The organism is Streptomyces sp. NPDC050636 (genome assembly GCF_040654775.1).
Classification (GTDB): Bacteria; Actinomycetota; Actinomycetes; order Streptomycetales; family Streptomycetaceae; genus Streptomyces.
This window is the reverse complement of the sequence record NZ_JBFAIP010000093.1, coordinates 1-24,267: the sequence shown is the minus strand read 5'-3', so window position 1 is coordinate 24,267 and position 24,267 is coordinate 1. Positions and strand designations below refer to the sequence as shown.

Below are 24,267 nucleotides of genomic sequence, written 5' to 3'. Positions count from 1 at the left end.
GACCGTCCACCGGGCGCGACGCGTACCGTCAGCCTGGGGCCACCTTCTGGGGGTCCCCTGGAGGTGGCTGGGGGAGTGACCTGGGGCAGCTACAAACGCGACGGCCGCACATCGACGTCGGCCGCCCGCACATAGCCGACCCGGTGCCCGACCTGGATCTCGTAGTAGACGTCGTCGCCGCGCACGATCGTGTGCTTGCTGACGTCGAAGGTCGGGGCGTGGAAGTACTCGCCCTTCATGACCTCTCCGATGGCATACCGCTGGCCGGCGGCCAGCTTGTACGGCAGCGGGGACACGTCCTGGACCGGCACCCCGGCGGGATAGGCGGTCGCCTCCGGGTACGCCCTGCCGTAGACCGGGATCTCCGCCCTGCCCGCCTTCGGTGTGGCGACCATGCCCTTCGCGTTCACCGCAGTCGGCCGGCGGGACGGGTTGTGGAACCAGGCCTTCTGCCCGAGGTACCAGATCGCCGTCCAGTCGCCGGAGCGGCCCGCCACCGCGAACCGCTGGCCAGTCGTGGCGCGCGCCCCGGTGTCATTGACGCCGGTCGTCGAGTCCTTGCCGTCGGGGTGCAGGCCGATGTCCTTCACCAGGGGAGCGGTCTCGCGCGGCTCGGTGTGCAGCCGGACCGCGGTCGAGCCGTGCGGCGCGCAGGGCTGCCCGGCCTTCTCGCAGTCGGTGTAGACCGGCTTGTGCCGGTCGTAGTCCGGACGAATGGTCACCAGGCCGCCCCACGGGCCCGCGGTGTGCGTGAACGGCCTGCCCAGCAGCTCGAAGTAGTGCGCCCAGTCCCAGTACGGGCCCGGGTCGGTGTGCATGCCCTTGATCGTGGCGGTCTTCATGCCGGGCACATTGTCGTGCCCCAGGATGTGCTGCCGGTCGAGCGGCACGTCGTACTTGCGGGACAGATACTTCACCAGCCTGGCCGACGTGCGGTACATCGCCTCCGTGTACCAGGCGTCGGGCGCGGCGAGGAAACCTTCATGCTCGATGCCGACGGAGTGCGCGTTGATGTACCAGTTGCCCGCATGCCAGGGGACGTCCTTGGTCGGCACATGCTGGGCGATCAGCCCGTCCGAGGAGCGGATCGTGTAGTGCCAGGACACATACTTCGGGTCCTTGATCAGCTTCAGCGTCGTCTCCCAGGACCCCTCGGTGTCATGGATGATGATCGCGTCGATGCTCTGGTCGTCGGGGCGGTCCGCCCGGTCGTGATTGCCGTAGTCGCCGTCCCCGAACTCCTCGTACGGCGCCGGCACCGACACGCAGGCGACGCTCCACGGGCACTCCAGGCTGCCGTCGCCGCCCGGCCTCGCCGCCGACGCCCGCTCCACAGTGGCGGTGCCCCTGCCGAGCCGGTCCACCTGAGCCTTGTCGGCAACGAGCGAGGGCGAGGCGGCCAGGGTGACCCGCTGACCCGCGTCGGTCGTCCGTGCCTGGCCGCGGCGCATCGTGTCGTACACCTCGTCGGCGAAGACCTTGCCGCTCCCGGCGTCGTCCGCGCCCGCGTAGCGCGCCACCGCCGCATACCAGGCGGCCGGGTCGGCGCTGCTCCGAAGGCCCAGCTTGCGCTGTTCCGCGGCGAGCAGCGCGGCGCCACCGAGCACATTCGCCGAAGGGTCCGAGCGCAGCTTCTCGGCCGGGAGGCCGGTCAGCTCGGCCGCTCTGAGCAAGGTCCGCAGGCGGGCGGGGAGTTCGGCGGGCACGGCCGCCGCCCGCGCGCTCCCGGCGGGCACCGTCTTACGGGGGCGTGCGGTGTCGCCGCGGGCGTCCTCGGTGCCGTCGCTGAACTCCGGCACACCGGCCAGCGCCGCGCGGGCATCGGTCAGATGCATCGGACCGTAACCACCGGAGACGCTGGGCGCGCCGCCATGCGCGTCCCAGCGGGACTCCAGGTACGAGACGCCGAGCAGCACACTGCGCGGCACATGGAACCGCGCGGCGGCATCGGTGAAGGCACGCTCCAGAGCATCCGTACGGGGCGCTCCGGCCCCGGCCGACGGCGCGGCCGAGACCAGCGGAAGCAGTAAGACCGCAGCGGCGACGGCGGTGCCGGACCTGCGCAGGGCGGAGCGGGGGATTCTCTTCTCGTCTTCCGGGGCGGATCCTCGCAAAGCAGCCTCCTCAAGCCGGCCCGAGCCGGGACGGTGTGACGGTTGACGCGCAAACGGCCGTGCGGGGCGGGACACTAGAGCCCCTGTCCGTTCACCGCTATACGTTCACCGACGATCCGTCAACCACCGCACGCGATCGGGGTTACGCATGTCAGGGAATATCCCGAGGAGCTTTCCCGGTCCGGGCGCCCGGACCGCGGGACATCAGTGGAATGGACCAATGACCGCGGCCCAGCGGCTGCGCACATGGGTGAGCGGCGCGCCGATATCGGACGCGCCGCTCACAGTCCCCCCTAGGGGGTGTCATCAAAAGCCCGCCTGGCTCGCCGTACCTGACGGGCCTTTGACGACCCCCCTCGGCGGTCAGCGGGTGCCAACCGCCGCCCTCACCGCACGGCGCGCCATCTGGCAGTCGTCGTGCAGCCGGCGGAGGAGCAGCCGCTGCTCCTCGCCCGCCGCGGGCGTCCCGGGCTGTCCCGGACCCGGTGTTCCCGTCGGCGTGGGCTCGCGCATGGTCCGCTGGACCGCGGTCTCGTAGCGCCGGATCTCGCAGGTCAGCACCAGCATCAGGTTCACCAGGAAGGCGTCCCGCGAGACCGGCCCCGCGGCCTGGGCGAGCTGGCTGATCTGCCGACGGGCCACCGGGGCGTCGCCGAGCACCGACCACAGCGTCGCCAGGTCGTACCCCGGCAGGTACCAGCCCGCCTTGTCCCAGTCCAGGAGCACCGGACCCGCGGGGGACAGCAGCACATTGTTCAGCAGCGCGTCACCGTGGCAGAACTGCCCCTGGGTGTGCGACAGCCCGTGCAGCAGCTTCTGCAGATCGCCCAGGTCCCGGTCGGTGAGCAGACCCAGGTCGTGATACCGGCCGATGCGGCCCGCGTAGTCCAGCGGGGCGTCGAACAGACCGGCCGGCGGACGCCACAGGTTGATCCGGCAGATCGCGCCGAGCGCGGCCCGTACGTCCGCACGGGGCGGCGCCTCGGACGGATGCCGCGCCACGGCCGCGATCCGGCCGGGCATCCGCTCCACGACCAGCGTGCAGTTGTCGGGATCGGCCGCCACCAGCCGCGGCACCCGTACCGGCGGACGATGCCGGACGAACGCGCGGTAAGCAGCTATTTCCTGCCGGAACCGTTCGGACCACGCGGGGGAGTGGTCCAGTAAACACTTGGCGACCGCGGTCGTACGGCCTGTCGTGCCCACCAGGAGGACGGACCTGCCGGTACGCCGCAGCACCTGGACCGGGTTGAACTCCGGACAGATGCGATGCACCGAGGCTACGGCGGCGCGCAGCTGGGCGCCCTGTGGGCCGGACAAGTCGAGTCTCCCGCTGAGCGGTTGGGTGCCCGTCCCCTGCGCCCGCCTCATACGGCCACCGGGAAGGCCGGTCACTCCCCCCGCGGAGGGGGAGGGGTCGAGATACGGCCCGCTCCCGGAGGGATGCGGACGGTACGGCCGGTTGGGGGCGGTCACGGCGGACGATGCTGCATACATGGGTGAGACAGATCCCTTCGTGCGCCGACGAGTTGCGTGCGCCCCCGGCCCGGCGGTGAGAACCCGGTGAACGGTCCCGTGCAGGGGACCGGTCCAGGGTCCCTGTGAAGGGCGCGCACCCTGGGGAATGCGGTCCCGCCACCGGGCCGGGGGCTGCACACCTACAGAACACGCGGGCGCGGGTGGCAGACCATGTGGCGCACCCTGGCGAACCCTGGCGAATGCTCCCAGCGCCGGTCACGGCCCGTTACTGTCGAATCAGTCGAGGAACCTGGGGGCTTGACGTGGACAGGCAGCCGAACACCCGTCTCGCGGACCTTTTCGGCCTGGCCGGCTGGTCCAAGGGCGAGCTGGCGAGACTGGTCAACCGGCAGGCGGCGGCCATGGGCCATCCGCAGCTGGCGACCGACACTTCGCGAGTGCGGCGCTGGATCGATATGGGGGAGACCCCTCGCGATCCGGTGCCCAAGGTCCTGGCTTCCCTGTTCACCGAGCGCCTCGGCCGTGTCGTAACCATCGAGGACCTCGGGTTCGCAAGGACAGGTCGCTCGGGGAAGCGGCAGGCCGCCATGGACGGTCTGCCGTGGGCTCCCGAACGGACCGCCGCGGTCCTCACGGAATTCACGGGAATGGACCTCATGCTCAACCGACGCGGCTTGGTGGGTGCGGGCGCTGCGCTCGCCGCGGGCTCCGCACTCACCGGCGCCATGCACGACTGGCTGCACTCCGATCCGGCCCACACCGCACACTCCAACGATCCGTTCGCAGCCGACACCTTCGACGAACTCGACCAGATCGGCTTCGACCGCTACGAGGCGGCCCCCGTGGGGTCGCAGGAGATCGACGCGCTGGAGCGCTCGGTCGAAGTCTTCCGCGCCTGGGACGCGGCCCGCGGCGGCGGGCTGCAGCGCAAGGCCGTGGTGGGACAGCTCAACGAGGTCGGCGGCATGCTGGCCTACCGTCATCCCGACCATCTGCAGCGCAGACTGTGGGGGGTGGCGGCCAATCTGGCGGTGCTCGCCGGCTGGATGTCCCATGACGTGGGCCTGGAGCCCACCGCCCAGAAGTACTTCGTCATCGCCGCGCATGCGGCGCGCGAGGGCGGCGACCGACCGCGCGCCGGGGAGGCGCTCTCCCGCGCCGCCCGCCAGATGGTCCATCTGGGCCGTCCGGACGAGGCGCTGGACCTGATGAAACTGGCCAAGTCCGGCTCCGGGGAAGCGGCATTGCCCCGCACCCGCGCCATGTTCTACACCATCGAGGCCTGGGCGCAGGCGTCGATGGGGCGCGGTCAGGCGACGCGCCGCACCCTCGGCGAGGCCGAGGAGCTGTTCATCTCGGACAAGGGCGATGTGCCGCCGCCGAGTTGGATGCAGCTGTTCAACGAGGCGGATCTGTACGGCATGGAGGGGCTGGTCTACCGCACGCTCGCGGAACACGACCCCTCGGTCGCGCCCATCGCGGAGCAGCACGCCAAGAAGGCGCTGGCGCTGCGCGAGGACGGCCGGCAGCGCTCGACGATCTTCGACCACATCTCCATCGCCTCGGCCTGCTTCATCGCGGACGATCCGGAACAGGCCGACCGCTATGCGCGGCTGGCCCTGCTGTCCATCGGCGAGAACTCCTCACACCGCACCTGGGACCGGCTGCGTGAGATGTACCGGCTCACCGGCCAGTACGCGAACTACGCCAAGATCCAGGACCTGCGCAAGGAGATCGAGCACGTCATGCCGAAGGCGAAGACCAAGGCCAAGGAGCCGGGGTTGCCGGGTCCGGGTCTCGGCGGCAATGTCTCGGTCTGACCGGCTCGATGGTCGGGCCGGTCGGCGGTTCCGGCAGTGGGATCGGGCCGATTGCGCCCAGCGATCCGGTCAATCCGGCAAGGAACATGACGGTGAGTCATCCTGAACGGGTCCCTCATCCGGTGACGGAGCGTCATTCGGCGCGGAAGGCGGTGCCCGTGAGACCGGCGACAGCAACCCGAACGAAACCACCAACCCCGTGATGCCAACGTTGACATCAACGTTGACGTCAACAACCCCGGCGGCAACGCCAGTCTCGGCGGAGTGCTGGCTGCTCCTCTGAACATCCCGAATCCAACGACCCCTTACCCGACGGCTGTTGCCGCCCGGTCAGTTCTCAGTCGCTGTGCCGCGCGTCAGCCGCCGACCCTGGCGATCAGTACGCATGCGTCGTCCTCGCGCTCGGTGCTGCCGAACTCCTCGACGACGATACGGACGCTGTCCTGTGCACTGCGTGCCGCGGCGAACCGCGGCGCCAGCGCGAGGAGCCGCTCGGCTCCCTCATGGGCGGCGTCCGCGCCGTGTGTACGGCGAGGTGCGAGTCCGTCGGTGTGCAGGACGAGCAGATCGCCGGGCTCCAGCTGCTCGGTCCGCTGGGAGTAGGTCGCGCCCGTGGTCGCCCCGAGCAGTACGCCCTCGGGCGGGTCCAGCGCACGCCCCGTCCCGCCGCGGAACAGCAGCGGTGCGGGGTGCCCGGCCTGCGCCCACTCCAGCCGGCGGGTGGCCGGGTTGAAGCGGCCGCACACCGCACTGCCCAGCGCGGGCTGGGAAGCGGCGTCCAGCAGTTGATTGAGGAAGCCCATCAGCGGGCCCGGCTGCTGTCCCGCGACGGCCATCCCCCGCAGCGCGCCGAGCACCATCGCCATGCCGGACGTGGCGGTGACGCCGTGCCCGGTGAGATCGCCGACGCTCAACAGCGTCTCGCCGTCCGGGAGTTGCAGTGCGTCATACCAGTCGCCGCCGATCAGGGCGCTGGTGCCGGACGGGAGGTAGCGCCCGGCGAGGTCGAGGGCGACCGGGCCGCCCTGCGGGAACCGCAGGGAGCCGCGCCACGGCGGTAGCACGGCTTCCTGCAGCTCGACCGCCAGCCGGTGCTCGGTCTGCGCGATGTGCCGTTGGCGCTGCAGCGAGTCACGGGTCTCGCGCACCGCCCGCTGGCTGCGGCGCAGCTCGCTGACGTCCCGCAGCACGGCCCACATGCATGCGGTACTGCCGTCGGCGTCGAGCACGGGCTCGCCCACCATGTGCACCGTGCGGACGCTGTGGTCGGGGCGCACGATGCGGAATTCGCCGTCGATCGGACGGCCGTCCACCAGGCAGTCGGTGACCATCCTGGTCAGCTGCTCCTGGTCCTCGGTGAGGATCAGGGACGGAAGCTCGTCGAGGGTCAGCGGTCCGTCGGACGGGGCCCGGCCGAACATCGCGAAGAGCTCGTCGGACCAGCTCACCTCGTCGGTGAGCAGATTCCACTCGGCGCTGCCCACCCGGCGCAGCAACGCGCCGCGCTCGTGGTGCTCCGGCGCAGGCTCAGGCTCGGGCGGCGTCGGCAGTTCGTCGTACGGAGGGTCGCCGAGCGGCCCGACGCGGTCACCGTCGTCGAGCTCGTCGGGCAGGCCCTCTCTCAGCTGGTCGAGATGGCCGCCGAGGTCGTCGAGGTGGTGCACGGCGAGATCGCACAGCGCCCGCTGCCAGCGCAGCTGCGGGTCGGCGACGGCCTCGGCTTGCACGGTCGACTCCCGGCGCACGGCGTCGAGGCCACCGCGCAGGCGGCGGGCCTGCGTGATGAGTGCCTCGACCGTGCCGCGCTCGGGGGGCCGGTCGGCGGGATGGTCCGCGAAGAGAGGGGACGGCATGACGTACTCCGTGATCAGGCGGCGCGCCAGGGCCAGGTCTGAGAGAAGGGCCGGTTACGACTGTTGCACAGGCTGCGACCGTCCGTAAGGGATTTGGCATTACCCGATACGGTGGTGCAGCTGGCATATGCCGTTGGCCTCCCTGGGGCATAGCCCCGCCGACTCGGCGGAATAATGGATTCCAGGCTAGGCTGCGGCCGCCGCGAAGCTGTCGTGCCCGCCGATTCCATGGTGGTAACGACAGATGCGGTGAATACGGTCCGCGGACACCGGTAAGAATGCCGATCAGCGGAAATCCCGTTGCCAGCCCGTCCCCCGCACCGGATGCTGACCTCATGTTCGATCCAGACATAGCGCCCAGTGGCACCCTCCTCGGCCTCCTTCAGCGCGGCCGCGGCGACGGGACCCTGCATGCCCTCGCGGCGCCGCGGGCCGAGGCGCTCGCGGCACTCAACGACAGTGTGCTGCGTGACCCCCGTCGCGACTGGCAGGTGGAGAACCGCTCGCTCTACTACGCGCGCCTCTACATGCAGCTCGACGGCGGGCTCGAAGAGATCGAACGCCACCTCTTCCACCCCGACGACCGCATCGACACGGCCGAGGAGCGCACCGGCCTGGCCCTCGCCGTCCTCGGCCACCTCGCCTCGTACGGTCGGGACGCCGCGCGCCTGCTGCTGCGCAGCTATGCCGCGGTCGGCAGCAACTGGCGCTGGGCCCTGGACGAGCTCGCGCTGCGTGACGACGACGCCGGGTTGATGACGCTCGCCCCCGCCGTCCTTGCCCGCTTCCCCGAGACCGAGGAGGGCACCGCCGCGCTGGCCACCGCCGTCCGCGATGCCTTCGAGCCCCGGCCATGGCGGCTGTGGGCCGAGGACCCCCGCTACGGCGTGCGCCTGGCCGACGCCCGGGAGCAGGGCTCCTTCGACCGCTGGCAACGGCAGCTGCGGCCGCGCGGGCCGCGCCCCGGCTGGAGCGTGACCGAGGTCCTGGAGTGGGCCGAGCAGGACCTGGATCTGCACCCCGGGGAACGCCGGCACATCGCCGCCGCCCGCTGCCTGGCTGCCGTGGTCGGTCCCGAGGACCGCCCTGAGCTGCTGCGGGCCGCGCGCACCGCCCCGGATGCGGCGCGCGCCGCCGCACTGCACCACCTCGCCGAACGCGGCGATGCCGATGTCCTCGATCTGATCGAGATCGCTGCCGTCGATCCCGTCTCCTCGGATTCACTGGCCTCCGCCGCGCTCGCCTCCTTCGAGCGGATGCGCAGCGTGGCCGCCGTCGAACGGGCCCGTCTCTGGGCCCGGCGTGCGGACCCGCTCGGCTCGTCGGCCGCCGCGATGCTCGCCCGCCGCGGCGCCAAGCGCGACACGGAGCTGGTGCTGGCGGCGCTGCGCCGGACCGTACGCGAGGAGGGCCCGGACGCGGACGGCCTCTGGGAGCTGGTCGACGGCGCCGGCCGCCTCGGCGTCCTGTGCGCCGCCCCTGTTCTGCGCCACATCTACCGTGAGACCTCCTCCTCCCACCTCCGCGGCCGGGCGGCCGGCGCGCTCGCCGCCACCGACCCCGGATTCGCGGCCGGCTTCGCCGTCGAGTGCCTGTGGGACTGCGAGGAGACCACCCGCGAGCTGGCCGCCCGGCACGCCGCGACCGGCGACGACCGGGTCGTCGAGCAACTCCGCCGCCTCGCCGCCGACCCGGCCGAGGAGGCCGAGGTCCAGACGGCCGTACGCAGCAGGTTCGGGCCGGACGCGTCGGCGGTGTGAGGGGCGGGCTGCGGGCTTGAGGGGCCGCGGACTCAGCGGACTTACCCGTCCAGGCCCGCACAAGCCGTACCGGCGGTTGCCCGTACCGCCGTGCACACCGCAACGCTCATGGGACGTTTCCCGGCTGGAAAGATCCCCTTGGTCCCCTCCACGCACGGTGCGCCGACAACATCGGTATGCGTGTCGTCATCGTCACCGAATCCTTCCCGCCAGATGTCAACGGCGTCGCACACTGCGCCCTGGAGACCGCCCGGCACCTCGTCCGGCGCGGCCATGATCCGCTCGTCATCGCCCCGCTGGGCGGCCATGAGCCGGCCGGCGGAACGTATGAGAGCCCCTGCCCTGTCGTCCGCGTGCCGTCGGTGCCGCTGCCCGGGTATCCGCAGGTGCGGATCGCCCTGCCCGGGCGCCGGCTGTCCGCCGCGCTCGACGGGCACCGTCCCGACCTGGTGCACCTTGCCAGCCCCTTCGTGCTCGGCGCGCGCGGGATGGCGGCCGCCGCACGGCGGCGGGTGCCCACGATCGCCGTCTACCAGACCGACCTGGGCCGCTACGCCCGCACCTACCTCGGAGGCGGTGGGTCGACGGCCTGGCGGCGCATCCGCGCGGTGCACGCCGCCGCCGACCGCACCCTCGCGCCTTCCAGCGCCGCGCTCCTCGACCTGACCGAGCACGGCGTGCCACGGGTGCGCCTGTGGCCGCGCGGGGTCGACTCCGCGCGGTTCCACCCCGGGCGGCGCGACTCCGTGCTGCGCACCTCGCTGCTCGCGGGGCGGGAGCTACTGGTGGGGTATGTGGGACGGCTCGCACCGGAGAAGGACGTGCGGCTGCTCGCCGAGACCTCCCGGCTGCCGGGTGTACGCACCGTCGTCATCGGCGACGGCCCCAGCGCCGCCGGACTGCGGGCCGCCGTGCCGCAGGCACGCTTCCTGGGGCGCCGTACCGGCGATGAACTCGCCCGCATCTATGCGTCATTGGACGTCTTTGTGCACACCGGGCCTTATGAAACGTTCTGCCAGACCGTGCAGGAGGCGATGGCCTCCGGTGTGCCCGTGGTCGCGCCGCGCGCGGGCGGTCCGGTCGACCTGGTGGACCACGGCCGTACCGGCCTGCTGGTGACGCCCGGCGACGGCGGCGCGTTCCGGGACGCGGTGCGGTTCCTCGCGGGCAGCGCCGAACTGCGCGCACGGTACGGAGCCGCGGGCCGCCGCGCCGTGGCGGACCGCACCTGGGAGGCCGTGGGCGACCAACTCCTCGGCCACTACGAGGATGTGCTCGGTGACCGGACGGCGGTGGCGGCATGAGCGAGCGCAGCATGGGGGTCCCCCCGGCCGGAGGCTGGGGGAGAATCATGGAGAGGTGCGCGCCGAGCGAGTGCGAGGCCGAGCGAAGCGAGGAGTCGGCATGAGCGCGCTGGGCGACGTCCTGTCGGAGCTCCGGACGGCTCCGCGTCAGGGCACGGGCCTGCGGATCGTGCGGATCGCCAACTTTGTGACGCCGGCCTCGGGCGGGCTGCGTACCGCGCTGCGTGAGCTCGGCGCCGGGTACCGGGCGGCGGGGCACGAGCCGGTGCTCATCGTGCCGGGCGAGCCGGGGCAGTCGGGGACGGTCGCAGCCGGCGGCACGTCCGGCCTCGGTATACGTGATGAACTCACCGACCAAGGGCGGGTGATCACCCTGCCCGGACCGGTGCTGCCCGGAACCGGCGGCTACCGCGTACTGGCCGACCGCCGCCGGCTCCAGCATCTGCTGCGGGCGCTGGCCCCCGACCGGCTGGAGGTCTCCGACCGTACGACGCTGCGCTGGACGGGGGAGTGGGCGCGCCGGGCCCGGGTCCCGGCGGTGATGGTGTCGCACGAGAGCGTCGACGGGGTCCTGCGGACCTGGGGTGTGCCGCAGCCGGTCGCCCGCGCCGCCGCGGACCGGCTCAACTCCCGTACGGCGCACGCCTACAGCCGGGTGGTGTGCACGACCGAGTGGGCGGCGGCGGAGTTCACCCGGGTCGGTGCGCGCAATGTGGTGCGCGCGCCGCTAGGCGTCGACCTGGCCGCCTGGCACCCGGAATGCCGAAGCGAGGAGCTGCGGCGGCGCTGTGCGGGCCGGGCGGCCGTCCTGATGGTGCTCTGCTCGCGGCTGTCGCCGGAGAAGCGGCCGGGGCGCGCGCTGGACGCACTGGCCGAACTGCGCCGGCGCGGCATCGACGCGGCGCTGGTCGTGGCCGGTGACGGGCCGCTGCGGGCGCGGCTGGAGGCGCGGGCGCGGGCCGAGCGGCTGCCCGCGGCGTTCCTCGGGCACCTCGCCGACCGCTCCCGGCTGGCCGCGCTCCAGGCCAGCGCCGATCTGTGCCTGGCGCCGGGACCGGCCGAAACGTTCGGCCTCGCCGCGCTGGAGGCACTCGCCTGCGGCACACCGGTGGTCGCCAGCGCGGCCTCGGCGCTGGCCGGTCTGGTCGGCCGCGGCGGCGACACGGCCCTGGACGACGGCTCCTCCTTCGCCGACGCGGTCCAGCGGGTCCTGTCGCGGCCCGAGGAGCCTCGCCGTACCGCGGCCCGTCACCGTGCCGAGGGCTACGGCTGGCAGCCCGCCGTCGAGGCGTTCCTGGCGGCTCATGACGCCCCCGGCCCGATGGACTTGGCGGCGGGCGCGCCGGCGCCGGCATATCCGACGAGCCCGCGGGGCGGGTGGTGACGATGGGGACGGAGACGAAGGACGGGACGCCTGGGGCAGAGGGCGCGGCCAGGCCGAACGCCCCGGAATCGCCCGGCCCGGAATCGTCCGCCCCGAGACCGTCCGCCCCGAGACCGCCCGGCCCGACACCGTCCGCCCCGCCCCGCTTCGTCGCGCTCGGTGACTCGCTCACCGAGGGGCTGGGTGACCCCCTGCCGGGCGGCGGATGGCGGGGCTGGGCCGCGCTGCTCGCCGAGGCGTTGGGGGAGCGGCCGGGGAGCGTGCGGCTGGTGAATCTGGCGGAGAGCGGGGCGCTGGCCGGGGATGTGGCGGAGCGGCAGCTGCCCGCGGCGCGGCTGCTCGCACCGCGGTTCGCATCGCTCGTGGTCGGCGCGAACGACACCTTGCGCGCCGCCTTCGACATCGCCGAGGTCGCGGCCGCGCTCGATCGGGCGCACGGCACGCTGACCGCCGACGGGGCCGTGGTGCTGACGGCGTGTCTGCCGGACCCGGGCCGGATGCTGGGGCTGCCCGCCCCGCTGGCCCGGCCGCTCGCCCGCCGGATGCGGGCCGTGAACACCGTCGTCCATGCGGTGTCCGCCCGCTACGGAGGCGTGCATCTGCACCTCGCCGACCACCGCTGGGTGGCCGACCGCGCCTGCTGGAGCGTGGACCGGCTGCATCCCAGCGAGCGAGGCCACCGGCTGCTGGCGCACGGCTTCCACGCCGCGCTCACCGGCGCCGGCCTGCCCGCCGGACCGTCGCCCGCACTCACCCCCGACGGCCCGCCGCCGACCCGTACCGCGTCCGCCTGGTGGATGGCGACCCGCGGGACACGCTGGGTCGCCGACCGGTGCACCGATCTGCTGCCCGGCCTGCTGGCCCTGGCCTGGCAGGAGTGCCGGCACGGCCTGGCCGGTTCCGGGCGGCTGCTCGACGCCGCGGCCGAGCGCGCCACCCGCACCGCACTCGCCGCCCTCGGCCCCGTCCGCCCCTGATCCACCGGACAGCCCCTGGCCGACCCGAAGGGCGCTGCGACAATGGCCGGATGACGGGACGCTGGGAGTTCTGGGTCGATCGCGGTGGCACCTTCACAGACGTCGTCGGCAGGCGGCCGGACGGGCGGCTGGTCACCGGCAAGCTGCTGTCGCACCACCCCGAGCGCTATCGGGACGCCGCGGTGGCCGGGATCCGGATGATGCTGGGCCTCGGTCCCGACGAACCGGTGCCCGCCGAGCGGGTCTCCGTCGTCAAGATGGGCACGACGGTTGCCACCAACGCCCTGCTGGAGCGGAAGGGCGAGCCGACCGTGCTGCTCATCACCGAGGGGTTCCGGGACGCGCTGCGGATCGCCTACCAGAACCGGCCGCGGATCTTCGACCGGCGGATCCTGCTGCCGGAGGCGCTGTACGACCGGGTGATCGAGGTGCCGGAACGGGTCGGCGCGGACGGCGAGACGGTCCGGCCGCTGGATGCCGACGAGGTCCGCCGGGCGCTCATCCGGGCGCGCGCGGACGGGCTGCGCAGCGCGGCGGTCGTGCTGCTGCACGGCTACCGGCACGCCGACCACGAGAACGCCGTCGCCGAGCTGGCCCGCAGCGCCGGCTTCCCGCAGGTGAGCTGTTCGCACGAGGTCAGCCCGCTGATGAAGCTGGTGCCGCGCGGGGACACCACCGTCGTCGACGCGTATCTCTCCCCGATCCTGGGCCGCTATGTCGACGAGGTCGCGGCTCAACTCCCGGGCATCCGGCTGATGTTCATGCAGTCCAACGGCGGGCTGCGGGAGGCCGCGCACTTCCGCGGCAAGGACGCGGTGCTGTCCGGGCCCGCGGGCGGCGTGGTCGGCATGGTCCGCACCGCCGCCGAGGCCGGTCCCGGCCACGACCGGGTGATCGGCTTCGACATGGGCGGCACCTCCACCGATGTGTCGCACTACGCCGGCGAGTTCGAGCGGGTCTTCGGCAGCGAGGTGGCGGGCGTGCGGATGCGCGCCCCGATGATGAACATCCACACCGTCGCGGCCGGCGGCGGCTCCGTGCTGCACTTCGACGGGCGCCGCTACCGGGTCGGCCCCGACTCGGCCGGCGCCGACCCGGGGCCCGCCTGCTACCGGCGGGGCGGCCCGCTGACCGTCACCGACGCCAATGTGATGCTCGGCCGCGTCCAGCCCGACCACTTCCCGGCGGTGTTCGGGCCGGACGGCGACCAGCCGCTGGACGCCGAGATCGTACGGACCCGGTTCGCGGAGCTCGCCGAGCGGGCCGCGGCCGCCGTCGGCGACGACCGCGGCCCGGAGGACGTGGCCGCCGGATTCCTGGACATCGCCGTGCTCAACATGGCCAACGCCGTCAAGAAGATCTCCGTCCAGCGCGGCCACGACATCACCCGCCACGCGCTCACCAGCTTCGGCGGCGCCGGTGGCCAGCACGCCTGCGCGGTCGCCGACGCACTCGGCATCGGCACGGTCCTCGTCCCGCCGCTGGCCGGGGTGCTCTCCGCGTACGGCATCGGCGTCGCCGACGCCACCGCGATGCGCGAACAGGCCGTCGAGGCGGAATTCTCCGGCGACGGGGCCCACGGAGCCGTCAGCCGGATCCGGGAGGTCTGCGACACGCTCGCCGAGCAGACCCGGCGGGAACTCCTCGACGACGGGGTGCCGGACGAGTCGATCACCACCCGGGCCCGGGTGCTCATCCGCTACGCCGGCACGGACTCCACCATCGGTGTCCCCCTGGCCGACGTCGACACCATGGCCGGGGAATTCGTCCGGGCCCACCGCGCCCGCTACGCCTTCACCATGGACAAGCCGCTGGTGGCGGAGGCGGTGTCGGTCGAGGCGCTCGGCGCGGCCGGCGGCGCCGCCGGATACGAGGTCCAAGCGGCCGACAGGGAAGGGGAGTTGAGCCCCGCCGCGACGGTTCGGATGTATGCGCAGGGGCGCTGGCGGGAGACCCGTCTCTACCGGCGGACCGAGCTGCGCCCCGGCGACACCCTCACCGGCCCGGCGATCATCGCGGAGGAGGACGCGACAACGGTCCTCGACCCGGGCTGGCAGGCGGCCGCGGGCGAGCGCGGGCACCTCCTGCTGACCCGGGCCGAGCCGCGCACCGGCCGGACCGCGGTCGGCACCGAGGCCGACCCGGTGATGCTGGAGGTCTTCAACAGCCTCTTCATGGCCATCGCCGAGCAGATGGGCGTCCGCCTGGAGAACACCGCGCACTCCGTCAACATCAAGGAACGCCTCGACTTCTCCTGCGCGCTCTTCGACTCCGACGGCAACCTCATCGCCAACGCCCCTCATATTCCTGTGCACTTGGGCTCGATGGGGGAGTCCATCAAGGAGGTGCTGAAGCGGCGCGGTGACGAGATGCGGCCGGGCGATGTGTATGCGATCAACGACCCGTACCACGGGGGGACGCACCTGCCGGACGTCACCGTCGTCACCCCGGTGTTCGACACGGCGACATCAGCGGCTGACGCCGCGGCGGGCCGCGAGCTGCTCTTCCTCGTGGCCTCGCGCGGCCATCACGCCGAGATCGGCGGCATCACCCCGGGCTCGATGCCCGCCTTCAGCAGCACCATCCAGGAAGAGGGCATCCTCTTCGACAACTGGCTGCTGGTGCGCGACGGCCGGCTGCGCGAGCGGGAGACCCGCGAACTGCTGGCCTCCGGCCCGTTTCCGTCCCGCGCGCCGGACGCCAACATCGCCGATCTGCGCGCGCAGATCGCCGCCAACGAGAAGGGCATCCATGAACTGCGGCGGATGACCGAGCAGTTCGGGCTGGATGTCGTACGGGCGTACATGGGGCACGTCCAGGACAACGCCGAGGAATCGGTGCGGCGGATCATCGCCGGGCTGTCGGACGGCTCCTGCCGTTACGAGACCGACAGCGGAGCGGAGATCCGGGTCGCGCTGACCGTCGACCGCGCGCACCGCAGCGCCGTACTGGACTTCGCCGGGACCTCACCCCAGCAGCCCGGCAACGCCAACGCGCCCAGCTCGGTGGTGATGGCGGCGGTCCTGTACGTCTTCCGCACCCTGATCGCCGAGGACATCCCGCTCAACAGCGGCTGCCTCAAGCCCGTCGAGGTCCGCATCCCGGAGGGCTCGATGCTCGCCCCGGTCTTCCCGGCGGCCACCGTCGCGGGCAATGTGGAGACCTCCCAGGCGGTGACCGGCGCGCTGTACGCCGCGCTGGGCGTCCAGGCCGAGGGCTCGGGCACCATGAACAACGTCACCTTCGGCAACGAGCGGGTGCAGTACTACGAGACCGTGGCCAGCGGCTCGGGCGCGGGCGACGGCTTCGACGGCGCGGACGCCGTACAGACCCATATGACCAACTCCCGGCTGACCGACCCCGAAGTGCTGGAATGGCGCTACCCGGTCCGTGTCGACAGCTTCGCCATCCGCGCGGGCAGCGGTGGCACCGGCCGCTGGCACGGCGGCTGCGGCGTCGAGCGCCGGCTGCGCTTCCTGGAGCCGATGACCGTCGCCCTGCTGACCAACCACCGCAGGATTCCGCCGTACGGCATGGCCGGCGGCGCACCGGGCTCGCTGGGCGCCAACTCCATTGAGCGGGCGGACGGTTCGAGCGAGCCGCTGCGGGGCTGCGATGCGGCGGATGTAGGGGTGGACGACGTGCTGGTGATCCGGACGCCCGGCGGCGGGGGGTATGGGGAGCCCTAGGGCCTGTCCGATGGGTCAGCTGGGTCCCGGCCGCCCGCCCGCGCGCTGTAGCACGAACCGGACCGGTGTCCCCGGTACGGCCTGCGCGGCCGGCGCCAGATACCGCTCGGGGACGACGCCTATGACCGGGTAGCCGCCCGTGGTGGGGTGGTCGTGGAGGAACAGGACCGGGAGCCCGTTGGGCGGGACCTGGAGGGCGCCCAGGGGCATGCCCTCGCTGGGGAGTTCGCCGGACCGGGCGCGTTCCAGGGGCGGGCCCTCGGTGCGCAGGCCGATGCGGTTGCTGGCGGCCGAGACCCGGAAGCGGCCGGTGACGAGGGTGCGCAGGCCGCACTCCGTGAACCAGCCGTCGCGCGGGCCGGGGAGGAACGGCAGCCGCAGTTCCGTCACCGGGCCCGGGTGCGGGACGGCGTCGGCGGTGGCGTACGGGCCGTGCGGGATGCCGAGGGGGAGCACCGCGCCGTCGGTGAGCGGGTCGGGGCCGAGCCCGGAGAGCAGATCGGCGGCGCGGCTGCCGAGGACCGGCTCGGTGTCGATACCGCCGGCGAAAGCGAGGTGCGAGCGCAGGCCGTGGGTGGCCGGGCCGGCGTCCAGGACGGCGCCCGCAGGGACACGGACCGGCGCGCCCCAGGGGGCGGGGCGGCCGTCGACGGTCACCGGGCAGGGGGCACCGGTGACGGCGACGGTGGTGGCCGTACGGACGCGGACGGCGCAGCCCGTCAGCGTGGTCTCCAGGGCCGCGGCCGACTCGGGGTTGCCGACGAGGCGGTTGGCGAGGCGGTGCGCGGGCTCGTCGAGGGCTCCGGCGCGCGGCACCCCGAGGTGGGCATGGCCGGGCCTGCCGAGGTCCTGCACGGTGGTGAGCGCACCCGCCCGGACGACCGAGAAGGCGCGGTCGGTCATCGGGCGGTCTCCTGGGGGAGGAAGCGGACCAGGGTGCCGGGCGCGAGCAGCGCCGCCGGTTCGCGCCGTGGGTCCCACAGGACGGTGTCGGTGGTGCCGATCAGCTGCCAGCCGCCGGGGGAGGACCGCGGGTAGACGCCGGTGTACGGGCCGGCCAGGGCGACCGAGCCGACCGGGACCTTCGTACGGGGAGTGTCCCGGCGCGGCACATGCAGCGGCTCGGGCAGGCCGGTCAGATAGCCGAAGCCGGGGGCGAATCCGCAGAAGGCGACATGGAATGCGGTTCCGGAGTGCCGCCGCACCACCTCGTCGGGGGTGACGCCCCACAGGGCGGCGACATCGGCGAGGTCGGGGCCGTCGTAGCGGACCGGGATCTCGACGCTGGGGCGGTCGCCGGTGGTGAGGTGGGGGATGTGCCAGGTGGCCAGCTCGGCGGTGAGGCCGCGGGGGTCCGCGAGGCCGTCGAGGAGCACCGTACGGGCGGCCGGCACGATTTCGCGTACCGGCGGCAGGGTGCCGTCGGCGGCCCGCCGCAGCAGTTCGGCGTGCAGCGCCTCCACGTCCTCGGCGGTGTCCAGCTCGATGAGCAGCCCGTGCTCGCCGACGGGCAGCGGCCTCATGGGCAGCGGTGTCGGGCGGAGCGGAGCCGTGGGGAGTGGTGTCCGGGGGAGCGGCCTCATGCGAAGCTCCGGATGTGGACGCCGGCCACGGTGAGTTCGGACCGTACGCGCTGGGCCAGCTCCGCGGCGCCCGGTGTGTCGCCGTGCAGACACAGCGAGCGGGCGGTGATCTCGACGCGCTGTCCGTCGAGGGAGCTGACGGTGTGGTCCCGGGCCATGCCGAGGGCGCGCTTGACGACCGCGTCCGGGTCGTGGATCACCGCGCCCGCCTCGCGGCGTGGGACGAGGGTGCCCTCGGCGGTGTAGGCGCGGTCGGCGAAGGCCTCGCCGACGACGGGCAGCCCGGCGTGCCGGGCGGCATCGTGCAGCCGGGAGCCGGGCAGGCCCAGGACCGGGAGGCCCCCTCCGGCGATGCGGATGCCGTCGATGACGGCGCCGGCCTGCTCCGCGTCGTGGACGCAGCGGTTGTAGAGCGCGCCATGCGGTTTGACGTAGCCGACGCGGGCACCGGCGGCGCGCGCGAAGACTTCCAACGCGCCGATCTGGTAAGCGATTTCATCGGCCAGCTCGTCCGGCGGCACCTCCATCGCGCGGCGGCCGAAGCCGGCCAGATCGCGGTAGGAGACCTGGGCGCCGATGACCACCCCGCGCTCGGCGGCCAGCTCGCACACCCGGCGCATCGTGGACGGGTCGCCGGCGTGGAAGCCGCAGGCGACGTTGGCGCTGGTGACGACGTACAGCAGGGCCTCGTCATCGGTGAGCTGCCAGCGGCCGAAGCCTTCGCCGAGGTCGGCGTTGAGGTCGATGACGGGAGGGGCCGCGGCCGCGTCGTCCACCGAAACCTCGCTCCACTCGTTCATGTGCCGTCCGTTCCAGAGGTGCGCGGTGCCGGGCGGGAGATTCAGGGCCGGCCGGCCCGTATCCGTAGTGGCTCTCCCCCGAGGGCACCCGAGCCGACCGGCGTTGCGGCCCAACGTAAGGGATCGTTGAACGATCCGACAAGGGGTGTGTTGTCTCGTCCTGCCATCTGGGATTGACTTCCGCTCACACGACACCTGATGCGACACCTGATGCGACACCTGATGCGACACCTGATGTGACGGGGAGCGGAATGGCCGGCGGAGTGGCGAAGAACGATCAGCGGCGGCTGGCGGAGGTCTCGGGCCTGGAGACGGACCGTGCGCTGCTGGGGCGCTCCAGTACGGCCGAGCGGGTCGCCGACATCCTGCGGGACCGGATCGCCGAGGGCTATTTCCCGCCGGGTGCGCGCCTCTCGGAGGAGAGCATTGGCGGCGCGCTGGGTGTCTCGCGCAACACGCTGCGGGAGGCGTTCCGGCTGCTGACCCATGAGCGGCTGCTGGTGCATGAACTCAACCGCGGGGTGTTCGTGCGGGTGGTGACGGTCGAGGATCTGGACGACATCTACCGGGTGCGCTCGCTGGTGGAGTGCGCGGCGGTACGGGGCCTGGGGCAGGGGCCGTACGACGCCGGTACGGTCGGGGCCATCGCGGCGATCGAGGCGGCCGTGCGGGCGGGTGAGGCCGCCTCCGCGGACCGGTCCTGGCAGGACCTTTCGACCGCCAATATCCGTTTTCATCAGGGCGTCGTCGCCCTGGCGGGCAGCCCGCGCACCGATGAACTGATGCGCGGCGTGCTGGCCGAACTCCGGCTGGTCTTCCATGTCATGGACGATCCGCGGCGCTTCCACGCGCCGTATCTGACCCGCAACCGGCAGATCGTCGAGGCGCTCCAGGCGGGCGACGCGGCCGAGGCCGAGCGGCTGCTGTCGTCCTACCTGGAGGACTCGCGCACCCAGCTGTCGGGGGCGTATGCCCAACGCATCGCGGAGCAATAGCGCATCGCGGAGTAGGAGTGCATCGCGGAGCAATAAGGGCGCCGTGAGATCTGCCTCCGCAGAACCCTTGTCGGATCGTTGAACGATCGCCTAGCCTCCGCTGCAACCTCTTCAACTCCTCGCGGATCGGTACGGATCAGCGTGGGCTCCCGTACGCGGAAGGCGGATCCATGATCGTGCTCCTCGGCGTGCTCGTGGTCGTGATCGGCTTCGCCACGAAGCGCAATCCCCTCTTGGTCGTGGGGGTGGCCGGCATCGTCACCGGCCTCCTCGGCGGCCTGTCACCCGGCAAGGTGCTCGCCGCCTTCGGCGAGGGCTTCGCCAACAGCCGGGCGGTGACGATCTTCGCGATCACCCTCCCGGTCATCGGCCTCCTGGAGCGCTACGGCCTCCAGGAACAGGCCCGCAACCTGATCTCCCGGTTCGCCAAGCTCACCACCGGGCGCTTCCTCGCGCTCTACCTCGGCCTGCGGCAGATCGGCGCCGCGGTCGGCCTGACCAATGTCTTCGGGCACGCCCAGACCGTCCGCCCGCTCGCCGTCCCGATGGCCGAGGGCGCGGCCGAGCGCACATACGGCCGACTCCCGGACCGGACGCGGGAGAAGGTCAGGTCGTTCTCCGCCAGCGCGGACAACGTCGGCCTGTTCTTCGGCGAGGACGTCTTCCTCGCGGTCGGCTCGATCCTGCTGATCACCGGCTTCGTCAACACCACCTACGGCACCCACATGGAACCGCTGCACCTCGCGCTGTGGGCGATCCCGACCGCGCTGTGCGCCTTCGCCGTCCACGGCTGGCGACTGCTGCGCCTGGACCGCCAGCTGGAGCGTGAACTGCTCACCGCCAACGCCGAAACCGCCGCCGTGGAGGCCGCCAAGTGATCAAGGCAGAGTGGTTCTACTGGCTGGTCGGCCTCAGCTTCCTGGTGATGGCGTCCCAGATGCTCACCGACCGCAGCAACCCCAAGCGCTTCGGCACCGGCGCCTTCTGGGGCCTGATCGGCGCCGGATTCATCTACAGCAGCTGGGTCGCCACCAAGCAGGCGCCCGCCGAGCCGCTGGGCGTCGCCGTCCTCCTGATGGCCTGTCTGGCCGGCTTCGGCTTCACCGGACGCGGCACCCCGCGCACCACCACCCCGGAGCAGCGCACCGCCAGCGCCGCCAAGCTCGGCAACAGGCTGTTCGTCCCGGCGCTCACCATCCCGGCCGTCGCGATGGCCTGCGCCGTCGGCGTCAAGCACGTCTCCATCGGCGGCGAACCGCTCCTCCAGGAGGGCAGCGAGACCATCCTGGGCCTGGGTATCGGCGCCGTCGTCGCCCTGGTCGTCGGCATGATCATGCTGCGCGAGAAGCGGGTGTCGGTGCCCGTGCAGTCCGGCCGCTCGATGCTGGAGGCGATGGGCTGGGCGATGTTGCTGCCGCAGATGCTGGCCACGCTGGGCGCCATCTTCCAGGTCTCCGGCGTCGGCGACCAGGTCGGCAAGCTCGCCACCTCCGTGCTGCCCAAGGACTCGCTCTACATCGCGGTCGTCGTCTACTGCGTGGGCATGTTCCTGTTCACGATCATCATGGGCAACGCCTTCGCCGCCTTCCCCGTGATGACCGCGGCCGTCGGCTGGCCCGTCCTGGTCGGGCACTTCGACGGCAACCCCGCCGCCGTCCTGGCCATCGGGATGCTCGCCGGCTTCTGCGGCACCCTCGTGACGCCCATGGCCGCCAACTTCAATATCGTTCCGGCGGCCCTGCTGGAGCTGAAGGACCAGTACGGGCCCATCAAGGCCCAACTGCCCACCGCGGGTGTGCTGCTCGGCTGCAACATCGTGATCATGGCGTTGTTCGCCTTCTGAGCCCGCCCCCCGCCGATGACGACCGCTGCCCGCCGCCCGACACCGCCGAGGATGACCGTATGACCCGGGTACTGCTGACCGGATTCGAGCCCTTCGACGGCGAGTCCACCAATCCCTCGTGGCAGGCGGTGCGCGCCGCCGCGGCCGAACCGCCGACCGGCGCCGAGGTGTTCGCCGTCGAACTGCCCTGTGTCTACGGAGCGTCGCTGGCCGTCCTGCGCGTCGCGATCGAGGAGACCCGGCCCGATGTCGTGGTGTGCGTCGGCCAGGCGGGCGGTCGGCCCGACATCACCGTCGAACGTGTCGCGATCAACGTCGACGACGCCCGGATCCCCGACGCCACGGGCGCCGAGCCGGTCGACGAGGCGATCGTGCCCGGCGGTCCCGCCGCGTACTTCTCCACCCTGCCGATCAAGGCCTGCGTGGCGGCCGTCCGCGCGGCGGGGCTGCCCGCCTCCGTGTCCAACACCGCGGGCACCTTCGTCTGCAACCACGTCTTCTACGGGCTCGCGCACCTCATCGCCACCGAATTGCCCGGTGTGCGAGGTGGCTTTGTACATGTCCCGTTCGCCCCGGAACAGGTCGTCGACCGTGCGCAGCCGTCACTGCCCGTCGCCTCGGTCGCGCAGGCGCTGCGGGAGATGGTGGTCACGGCCGCAGGCACGCTCACGGATATCCGGGTAGCGGGAGGCGCCACGCACTGAGGGCGGTGTCGCTGACGGGCCACGGTTCCTCCCGCGGGCGCTCGCCCGGCCGTCGCTGGCGGGCCACGGCTCCCCCCCCACCCCCGAACCCATCCCCCCGCCCCGCCTGCCCGCGCCGCCGCTCCGTAGTGGCCGTGGAGCAGGTAGAGGCAGGGCCGTGAGCGTGCTGACGATGGCCGGGCCGTAGACTGACGTGTCGGTCGGCGAGCGGTTCGTCGGCGGGTCCGTCAAGGGGCCGGTGGCGGGTCGACCAGCGGGTTCATCCGCGGGCGGGTCCGTGCCGTTTCGTCCGTTGTCAGTGCGACCGCCTACTCTGTGCGACGTGACTTTTCCAGCCCCGGGGGCCGCTGCGCCCCAGCTCAACGGGCCGAACCGGCCCGCGCCGGGCCCGGCCGCCGACGAAGGCCTGGCCCGCCGGCTGCGCGCCCTCGCGTGCACCGCGCCGCTGCACGACCTCGACGTGCGCAAGGCCAACCTCGCGGGCGAGTACGGGGTCTACGCGATGGCGGAGGTGGCGCTCGCCGTCATCGACCTCGTCACGCTGAACATGGACTTCGACACCGGCGCCGATCATGAAGAGATAGTGGCGAAGGTGCTGCCCCGGGTGGCTGCCCAGACGCCCGGCCGTCCCGCGGGCGAGCACGACCGGGTGGCCCGCTGGGTGCTGGAGAACCTGATCAACGTCGGCAGCGTGGACCGCGGCTTCCGCGCCGTCTACGGCACCTTCAACACCGAGGGTGAGTACGTCCGCCGCGACTACGACTTCAAGCTCATCGAAGAGGTCCCCGGCGCCGGCGGCAGCGTCTACCTCCGCGCCACCGACGAGGCGGTCAACGTCCTGGTCGGCGCGCTCGACACCGACGTCACCAGCGCCCAGATCGCCGCCGAGGTCAAGCTGGAGGTGCTGATCAACCGGGGCCGGCTGGCCGACGCCCAGCTCGCCGCCGAGCAGGCCCGCTACCGCACCGTGCAGTACGCCGAGACGCTGCGCCGGACCCTGGACGCCACCCGTCGCAACGTCCGCGCCGTCGACTGGCTGCAGACCGTCCCCGACATGATCACCGAGGCGCTGGACCACGTCGCGGACCGCTACCGCCACGAGAACGCCATCCTCACCAACATCCGCAAGGCCCGCGACGAGTCCGAAGAGCCCGAGCACAAGCGGCGCGCCGCCGAGCTCGTCGACATCGTCAAGGACTGCATCCGCCGGCACACCCAGCTCCAGTCCCGGCTGCTGGAGGCCGGGCCACTGTTCCGCGCCGAGCAGGACCGGCAGGCGTTCGCCGCCCCCACCGCCCGCTCCGGGCTCGACCTCTACGGGCAGCTCGTCGCCCCGCTGCTGCCGCTGCCCGCCCAGCGCGCCATCCGCGTCACGGACGCCTTCTTCGCCCATGGGACGGGCCTGCGCACCCCGTCGGCGGTCCGCGTCGGCGACCTCGTCGAGGTGCTGCTCACCCCGCCCCTGGAGCGTGAGCACCTCGGCGCCGAGATGCCCGAGCCCGACCTCGTGGCGACGCCGGACGACAGCCGCTTCAGCGAGGAGCAGCTGGACACCGCGATGGAGCTGCTGGACCTGCCCGCCGACGCGCCCCGCCGGCTCTCCGGGCTGCTCGCCGAGGCGCGCCGCAAGGATCCCGAACTCCCTTATCTCGTCGCCCTGTTGGCGGTGCATGCCGCCAGCCCGCCGGTCGGTACGGCCTACCGCCAGGGCGAGCAGCAGCTGCTCTTCGCCGTCGACGACGGCACGGAGCTGTCCGACCCGGAGTTCGGCGGCGCCGACCTCATCGTCGGCACGGCCCTGCTGGACGCGGCCGGAATGGCCGCCGACCGCTCGGAGGTGGCCTGATGAGCCCTAGGGCCTGTCCGGTGGGTCATGGCCGGGCCCGCGGCGTCTGGCACGGCACCTCGCGGCGTTGCCGAAACGTCCCAATAGCTCCGCTATCGGGCCGCTCCGGCGCCTTG

The 24,267-nt window shown here is 72.7% G+C and carries 17 protein-coding genes; 11 read left to right on the top strand and 6 right to left on the bottom strand.

Annotated features, from left to right (window positions below):
* Positions 1-89 precede the first annotated feature (89 nt).
* Entirely contained in the window at positions 90-2,114 is a 2,025-nt protein-coding gene (locus tag AB0I10_RS34400; RefSeq protein WP_363156634.1) for an N-acetylmuramoyl-L-alanine amidase, read from the bottom strand.
* 363 nt (positions 2,115-2,477) lie between these two features.
* Positions 2,478-3,611, bottom strand: coding sequence for an aminoglycoside phosphotransferase family protein (locus AB0I10_RS34395; protein ID WP_363156633.1), 1,134 nt, complete (start codon positions 3,609-3,611; stop codon positions 2,478-2,480).
* Between the two features lie 284 nt (positions 3,612-3,895).
* On the opposite strand from AB0I10_RS34395, the gene AB0I10_RS34390 reads away from it, so the two are divergent.
* Positions 3,896-5,413 carry a hypothetical protein gene (locus AB0I10_RS34390; protein ID WP_363156632.1) on the top strand — a complete coding sequence of 506 codons (1,518 nt, stop codon included), beginning with the start codon at positions 3,896-3,898 and terminating at the stop codon, positions 5,411-5,413.
* A 356-nt stretch (positions 5,414-5,769) separates the two neighbouring features.
* On the opposite strand, the gene AB0I10_RS34385 is transcribed toward AB0I10_RS34390, so the two are convergent.
* Positions 5,770-7,266, bottom strand: coding sequence for a SpoIIE family protein phosphatase (locus AB0I10_RS34385; RefSeq protein WP_363156631.1), 1,497 nt, complete (start codon positions 7,264-7,266; stop codon positions 5,770-5,772).
* Positions 7,267-7,601: 335 nt separating this feature from the next.
* Between AB0I10_RS34385 and AB0I10_RS34380 the strand changes: the two genes are divergently transcribed.
* The 5 genes from AB0I10_RS34380 to AB0I10_RS34360 all read left to right on the top strand — a co-directional run bounded on the left by AB0I10_RS34380 (position 7,602) and on the right by AB0I10_RS34360 (position 16,380).
* A complete protein-coding gene (locus AB0I10_RS34380) occupies positions 7,602-9,026 on the top strand; it encodes a HEAT repeat domain-containing protein (RefSeq protein WP_363156630.1) in 1,425 nt (474 codons plus the stop codon).
* A gap of 176 nt (positions 9,027-9,202) precedes the next feature.
* Positions 9,203-10,330, top strand: a complete 1,128-nt coding sequence (locus AB0I10_RS34375) for a glycosyltransferase family 1 protein (RefSeq protein WP_363156628.1) — start codon at positions 9,203-9,205, stop codon at positions 10,328-10,330.
* Between the two features lie 100 nt (positions 10,331-10,430).
* Positions 10,431-11,714, top strand: a complete 1,284-nt coding sequence (locus AB0I10_RS34370) for a glycosyltransferase (RefSeq protein ID WP_363156627.1) — start codon at positions 10,431-10,433, stop codon at positions 11,712-11,714.
* 2 nt (positions 11,715-11,716) lie between these two features.
* Positions 11,717-12,691: an SGNH/GDSL hydrolase family protein gene (locus AB0I10_RS34365; RefSeq protein ID WP_363156626.1), complete on the top strand. Its 975-nt coding sequence runs from the start codon at positions 11,717-11,719 to the stop codon at positions 12,689-12,691.
* 50 nt (positions 12,692-12,741) lie between these two features.
* Positions 12,742-16,380: a hydantoinase B/oxoprolinase family protein gene (locus tag AB0I10_RS34360; RefSeq protein ID WP_363156625.1), complete on the top strand. Its 3,639-nt coding sequence runs from the start codon at positions 12,742-12,744 to the stop codon at positions 16,378-16,380.
* 15 nt (positions 16,381-16,395) lie between these two features.
* Here the strand turns inward: AB0I10_RS34360 and AB0I10_RS34355 are convergent, their stop codons facing one another.
* Genes AB0I10_RS34355 through AB0I10_RS34345 form a run of 3 tightly spaced genes read right to left on the bottom strand, consistent with a single transcriptional unit; the run spans position 16,396 to position 18,763 of the window.
* Positions 16,396-17,283 (bottom strand): biotin-dependent carboxyltransferase family protein, encoded by an 888-nt coding sequence (locus AB0I10_RS34355; protein WP_363156624.1) that lies wholly within the window; start codon positions 17,281-17,283, stop codon positions 16,396-16,398.
* A complete protein-coding gene (gene pxpB / locus AB0I10_RS34350; RefSeq protein ID WP_363156623.1) occupies positions 17,280-17,903 on the bottom strand; it encodes a 5-oxoprolinase subunit PxpB in 624 nt (207 codons plus the stop codon). Before pxpB ends, AB0I10_RS34355 begins: the two co-directional genes overlap by 4 nt.
* A 56-nt stretch (positions 17,904-17,959) precedes the next feature.
* Positions 17,960-18,763 carry a 5-oxoprolinase subunit PxpA gene (locus tag AB0I10_RS34345; RefSeq protein WP_363156622.1) on the bottom strand — a complete coding sequence of 268 codons (804 nt, stop codon included), beginning with the start codon at positions 18,761-18,763 and terminating at the stop codon, positions 17,960-17,962.
* Positions 18,764-19,014: 251 nt separating this feature from the next.
* On the opposite strand from AB0I10_RS34345, the gene AB0I10_RS34340 reads away from it, so the two are divergent.
* From AB0I10_RS34340 to AB0I10_RS34320, 5 genes are all read left to right on the top strand, one after another.
* The gene (locus AB0I10_RS34340; RefSeq protein ID WP_363156621.1) at positions 19,015-19,758 is read left to right on the top strand and encodes a GntR family transcriptional regulator; all 744 of its coding nucleotides are present in this window, start codon (positions 19,015-19,017) and stop codon (positions 19,756-19,758) included.
* Positions 19,759-19,928: 170 nt separating this feature from the next.
* Positions 19,929-20,636, top strand: coding sequence for a DUF969 domain-containing protein (locus AB0I10_RS34335; RefSeq protein ID WP_363156620.1), 708 nt, complete (start codon positions 19,929-19,931; stop codon positions 20,634-20,636).
* Positions 20,633-21,601, top strand: coding sequence for a DUF979 domain-containing protein (locus AB0I10_RS34330; protein WP_363156619.1), 969 nt, complete (start codon positions 20,633-20,635; stop codon positions 21,599-21,601). The genes AB0I10_RS34335 and AB0I10_RS34330 overlap by 4 nt, the downstream gene beginning before the upstream one ends.
* Positions 21,602-21,660: 59 nt before the next feature.
* Positions 21,661-22,305: a pyroglutamyl-peptidase I gene (pcp, locus tag AB0I10_RS34325; protein ID WP_363156618.1), complete on the top strand. Its 645-nt coding sequence runs from the start codon at positions 21,661-21,663 to the stop codon at positions 22,303-22,305.
* A gap of 322 nt (positions 22,306-22,627) precedes the next feature.
* Positions 22,628-24,151: a hypothetical protein gene (locus AB0I10_RS34320; RefSeq protein ID WP_363156617.1), complete on the top strand. Its 1,524-nt coding sequence runs from the start codon at positions 22,628-22,630 to the stop codon at positions 24,149-24,151.
* Positions 24,152-24,267 lie beyond the last annotated feature (116 nt).

What these genes read in the sequence shown, in the direction of transcription:
- pxpB (WP_363156623.1), bottom strand. Translation starts at nt 17,903, where the DNA reads ATGAGGCCGCTGCCCGTCGGCGAGCACGGGCTGCTCATCGAGCTGGAC.
- AB0I10_RS34385 (WP_363156631.1), bottom strand. Translation starts at nt 7,266, where the DNA reads ATGCCGTCCCCTCTCTTCGCGGACCATCCCGCCGACCGGCCCCCCGAG.
- AB0I10_RS34395 (WP_363156633.1), bottom strand. Translation starts at nt 3,611, where the DNA reads ATGTATGCAGCATCGTCCGCCGTGACCGCCCCCAACCGGCCGTACCGT.
- AB0I10_RS34340 (WP_363156621.1), top strand. Translation starts at nt 19,015, where the DNA reads ATGGCCGGCGGAGTGGCGAAGAACGATCAGCGGCGGCTGGCGGAGGTC.
- AB0I10_RS34360 (WP_363156625.1), top strand. Translation starts at nt 12,742, where the DNA reads ATGACGGGACGCTGGGAGTTCTGGGTCGATCGCGGTGGCACCTTCACA.
- AB0I10_RS34370 (WP_363156627.1), top strand. Translation starts at nt 10,431, where the DNA reads ATGAGCGCGCTGGGCGACGTCCTGTCGGAGCTCCGGACGGCTCCGCGT.
- AB0I10_RS34365 (WP_363156626.1), top strand. Translation starts at nt 11,717, where the DNA reads ATGGGGACGGAGACGAAGGACGGGACGCCTGGGGCAGAGGGCGCGGCC.
- AB0I10_RS34335 (WP_363156620.1), top strand. Translation starts at nt 19,929, where the DNA reads ATGATCGTGCTCCTCGGCGTGCTCGTGGTCGTGATCGGCTTCGCCACG.
- AB0I10_RS34345 (WP_363156622.1), bottom strand. Translation starts at nt 18,763, where the DNA reads ATGAACGAGTGGAGCGAGGTTTCGGTGGACGACGCGGCCGCGGCCCCT.
- pcp (WP_363156618.1), top strand. Translation starts at nt 21,661, where the DNA reads ATGACCCGGGTACTGCTGACCGGATTCGAGCCCTTCGACGGCGAGTCC.
- AB0I10_RS34355 (WP_363156624.1), bottom strand. Translation starts at nt 17,283, where the DNA reads ATGACCGACCGCGCCTTCTCGGTCGTCCGGGCGGGTGCGCTCACCACC.
- AB0I10_RS34380 (WP_363156630.1), top strand. Translation starts at nt 7,602, where the DNA reads ATGTTCGATCCAGACATAGCGCCCAGTGGCACCCTCCTCGGCCTCCTT.
- AB0I10_RS34375 (WP_363156628.1), top strand. Translation starts at nt 9,203, where the DNA reads ATGCGTGTCGTCATCGTCACCGAATCCTTCCCGCCAGATGTCAACGGC.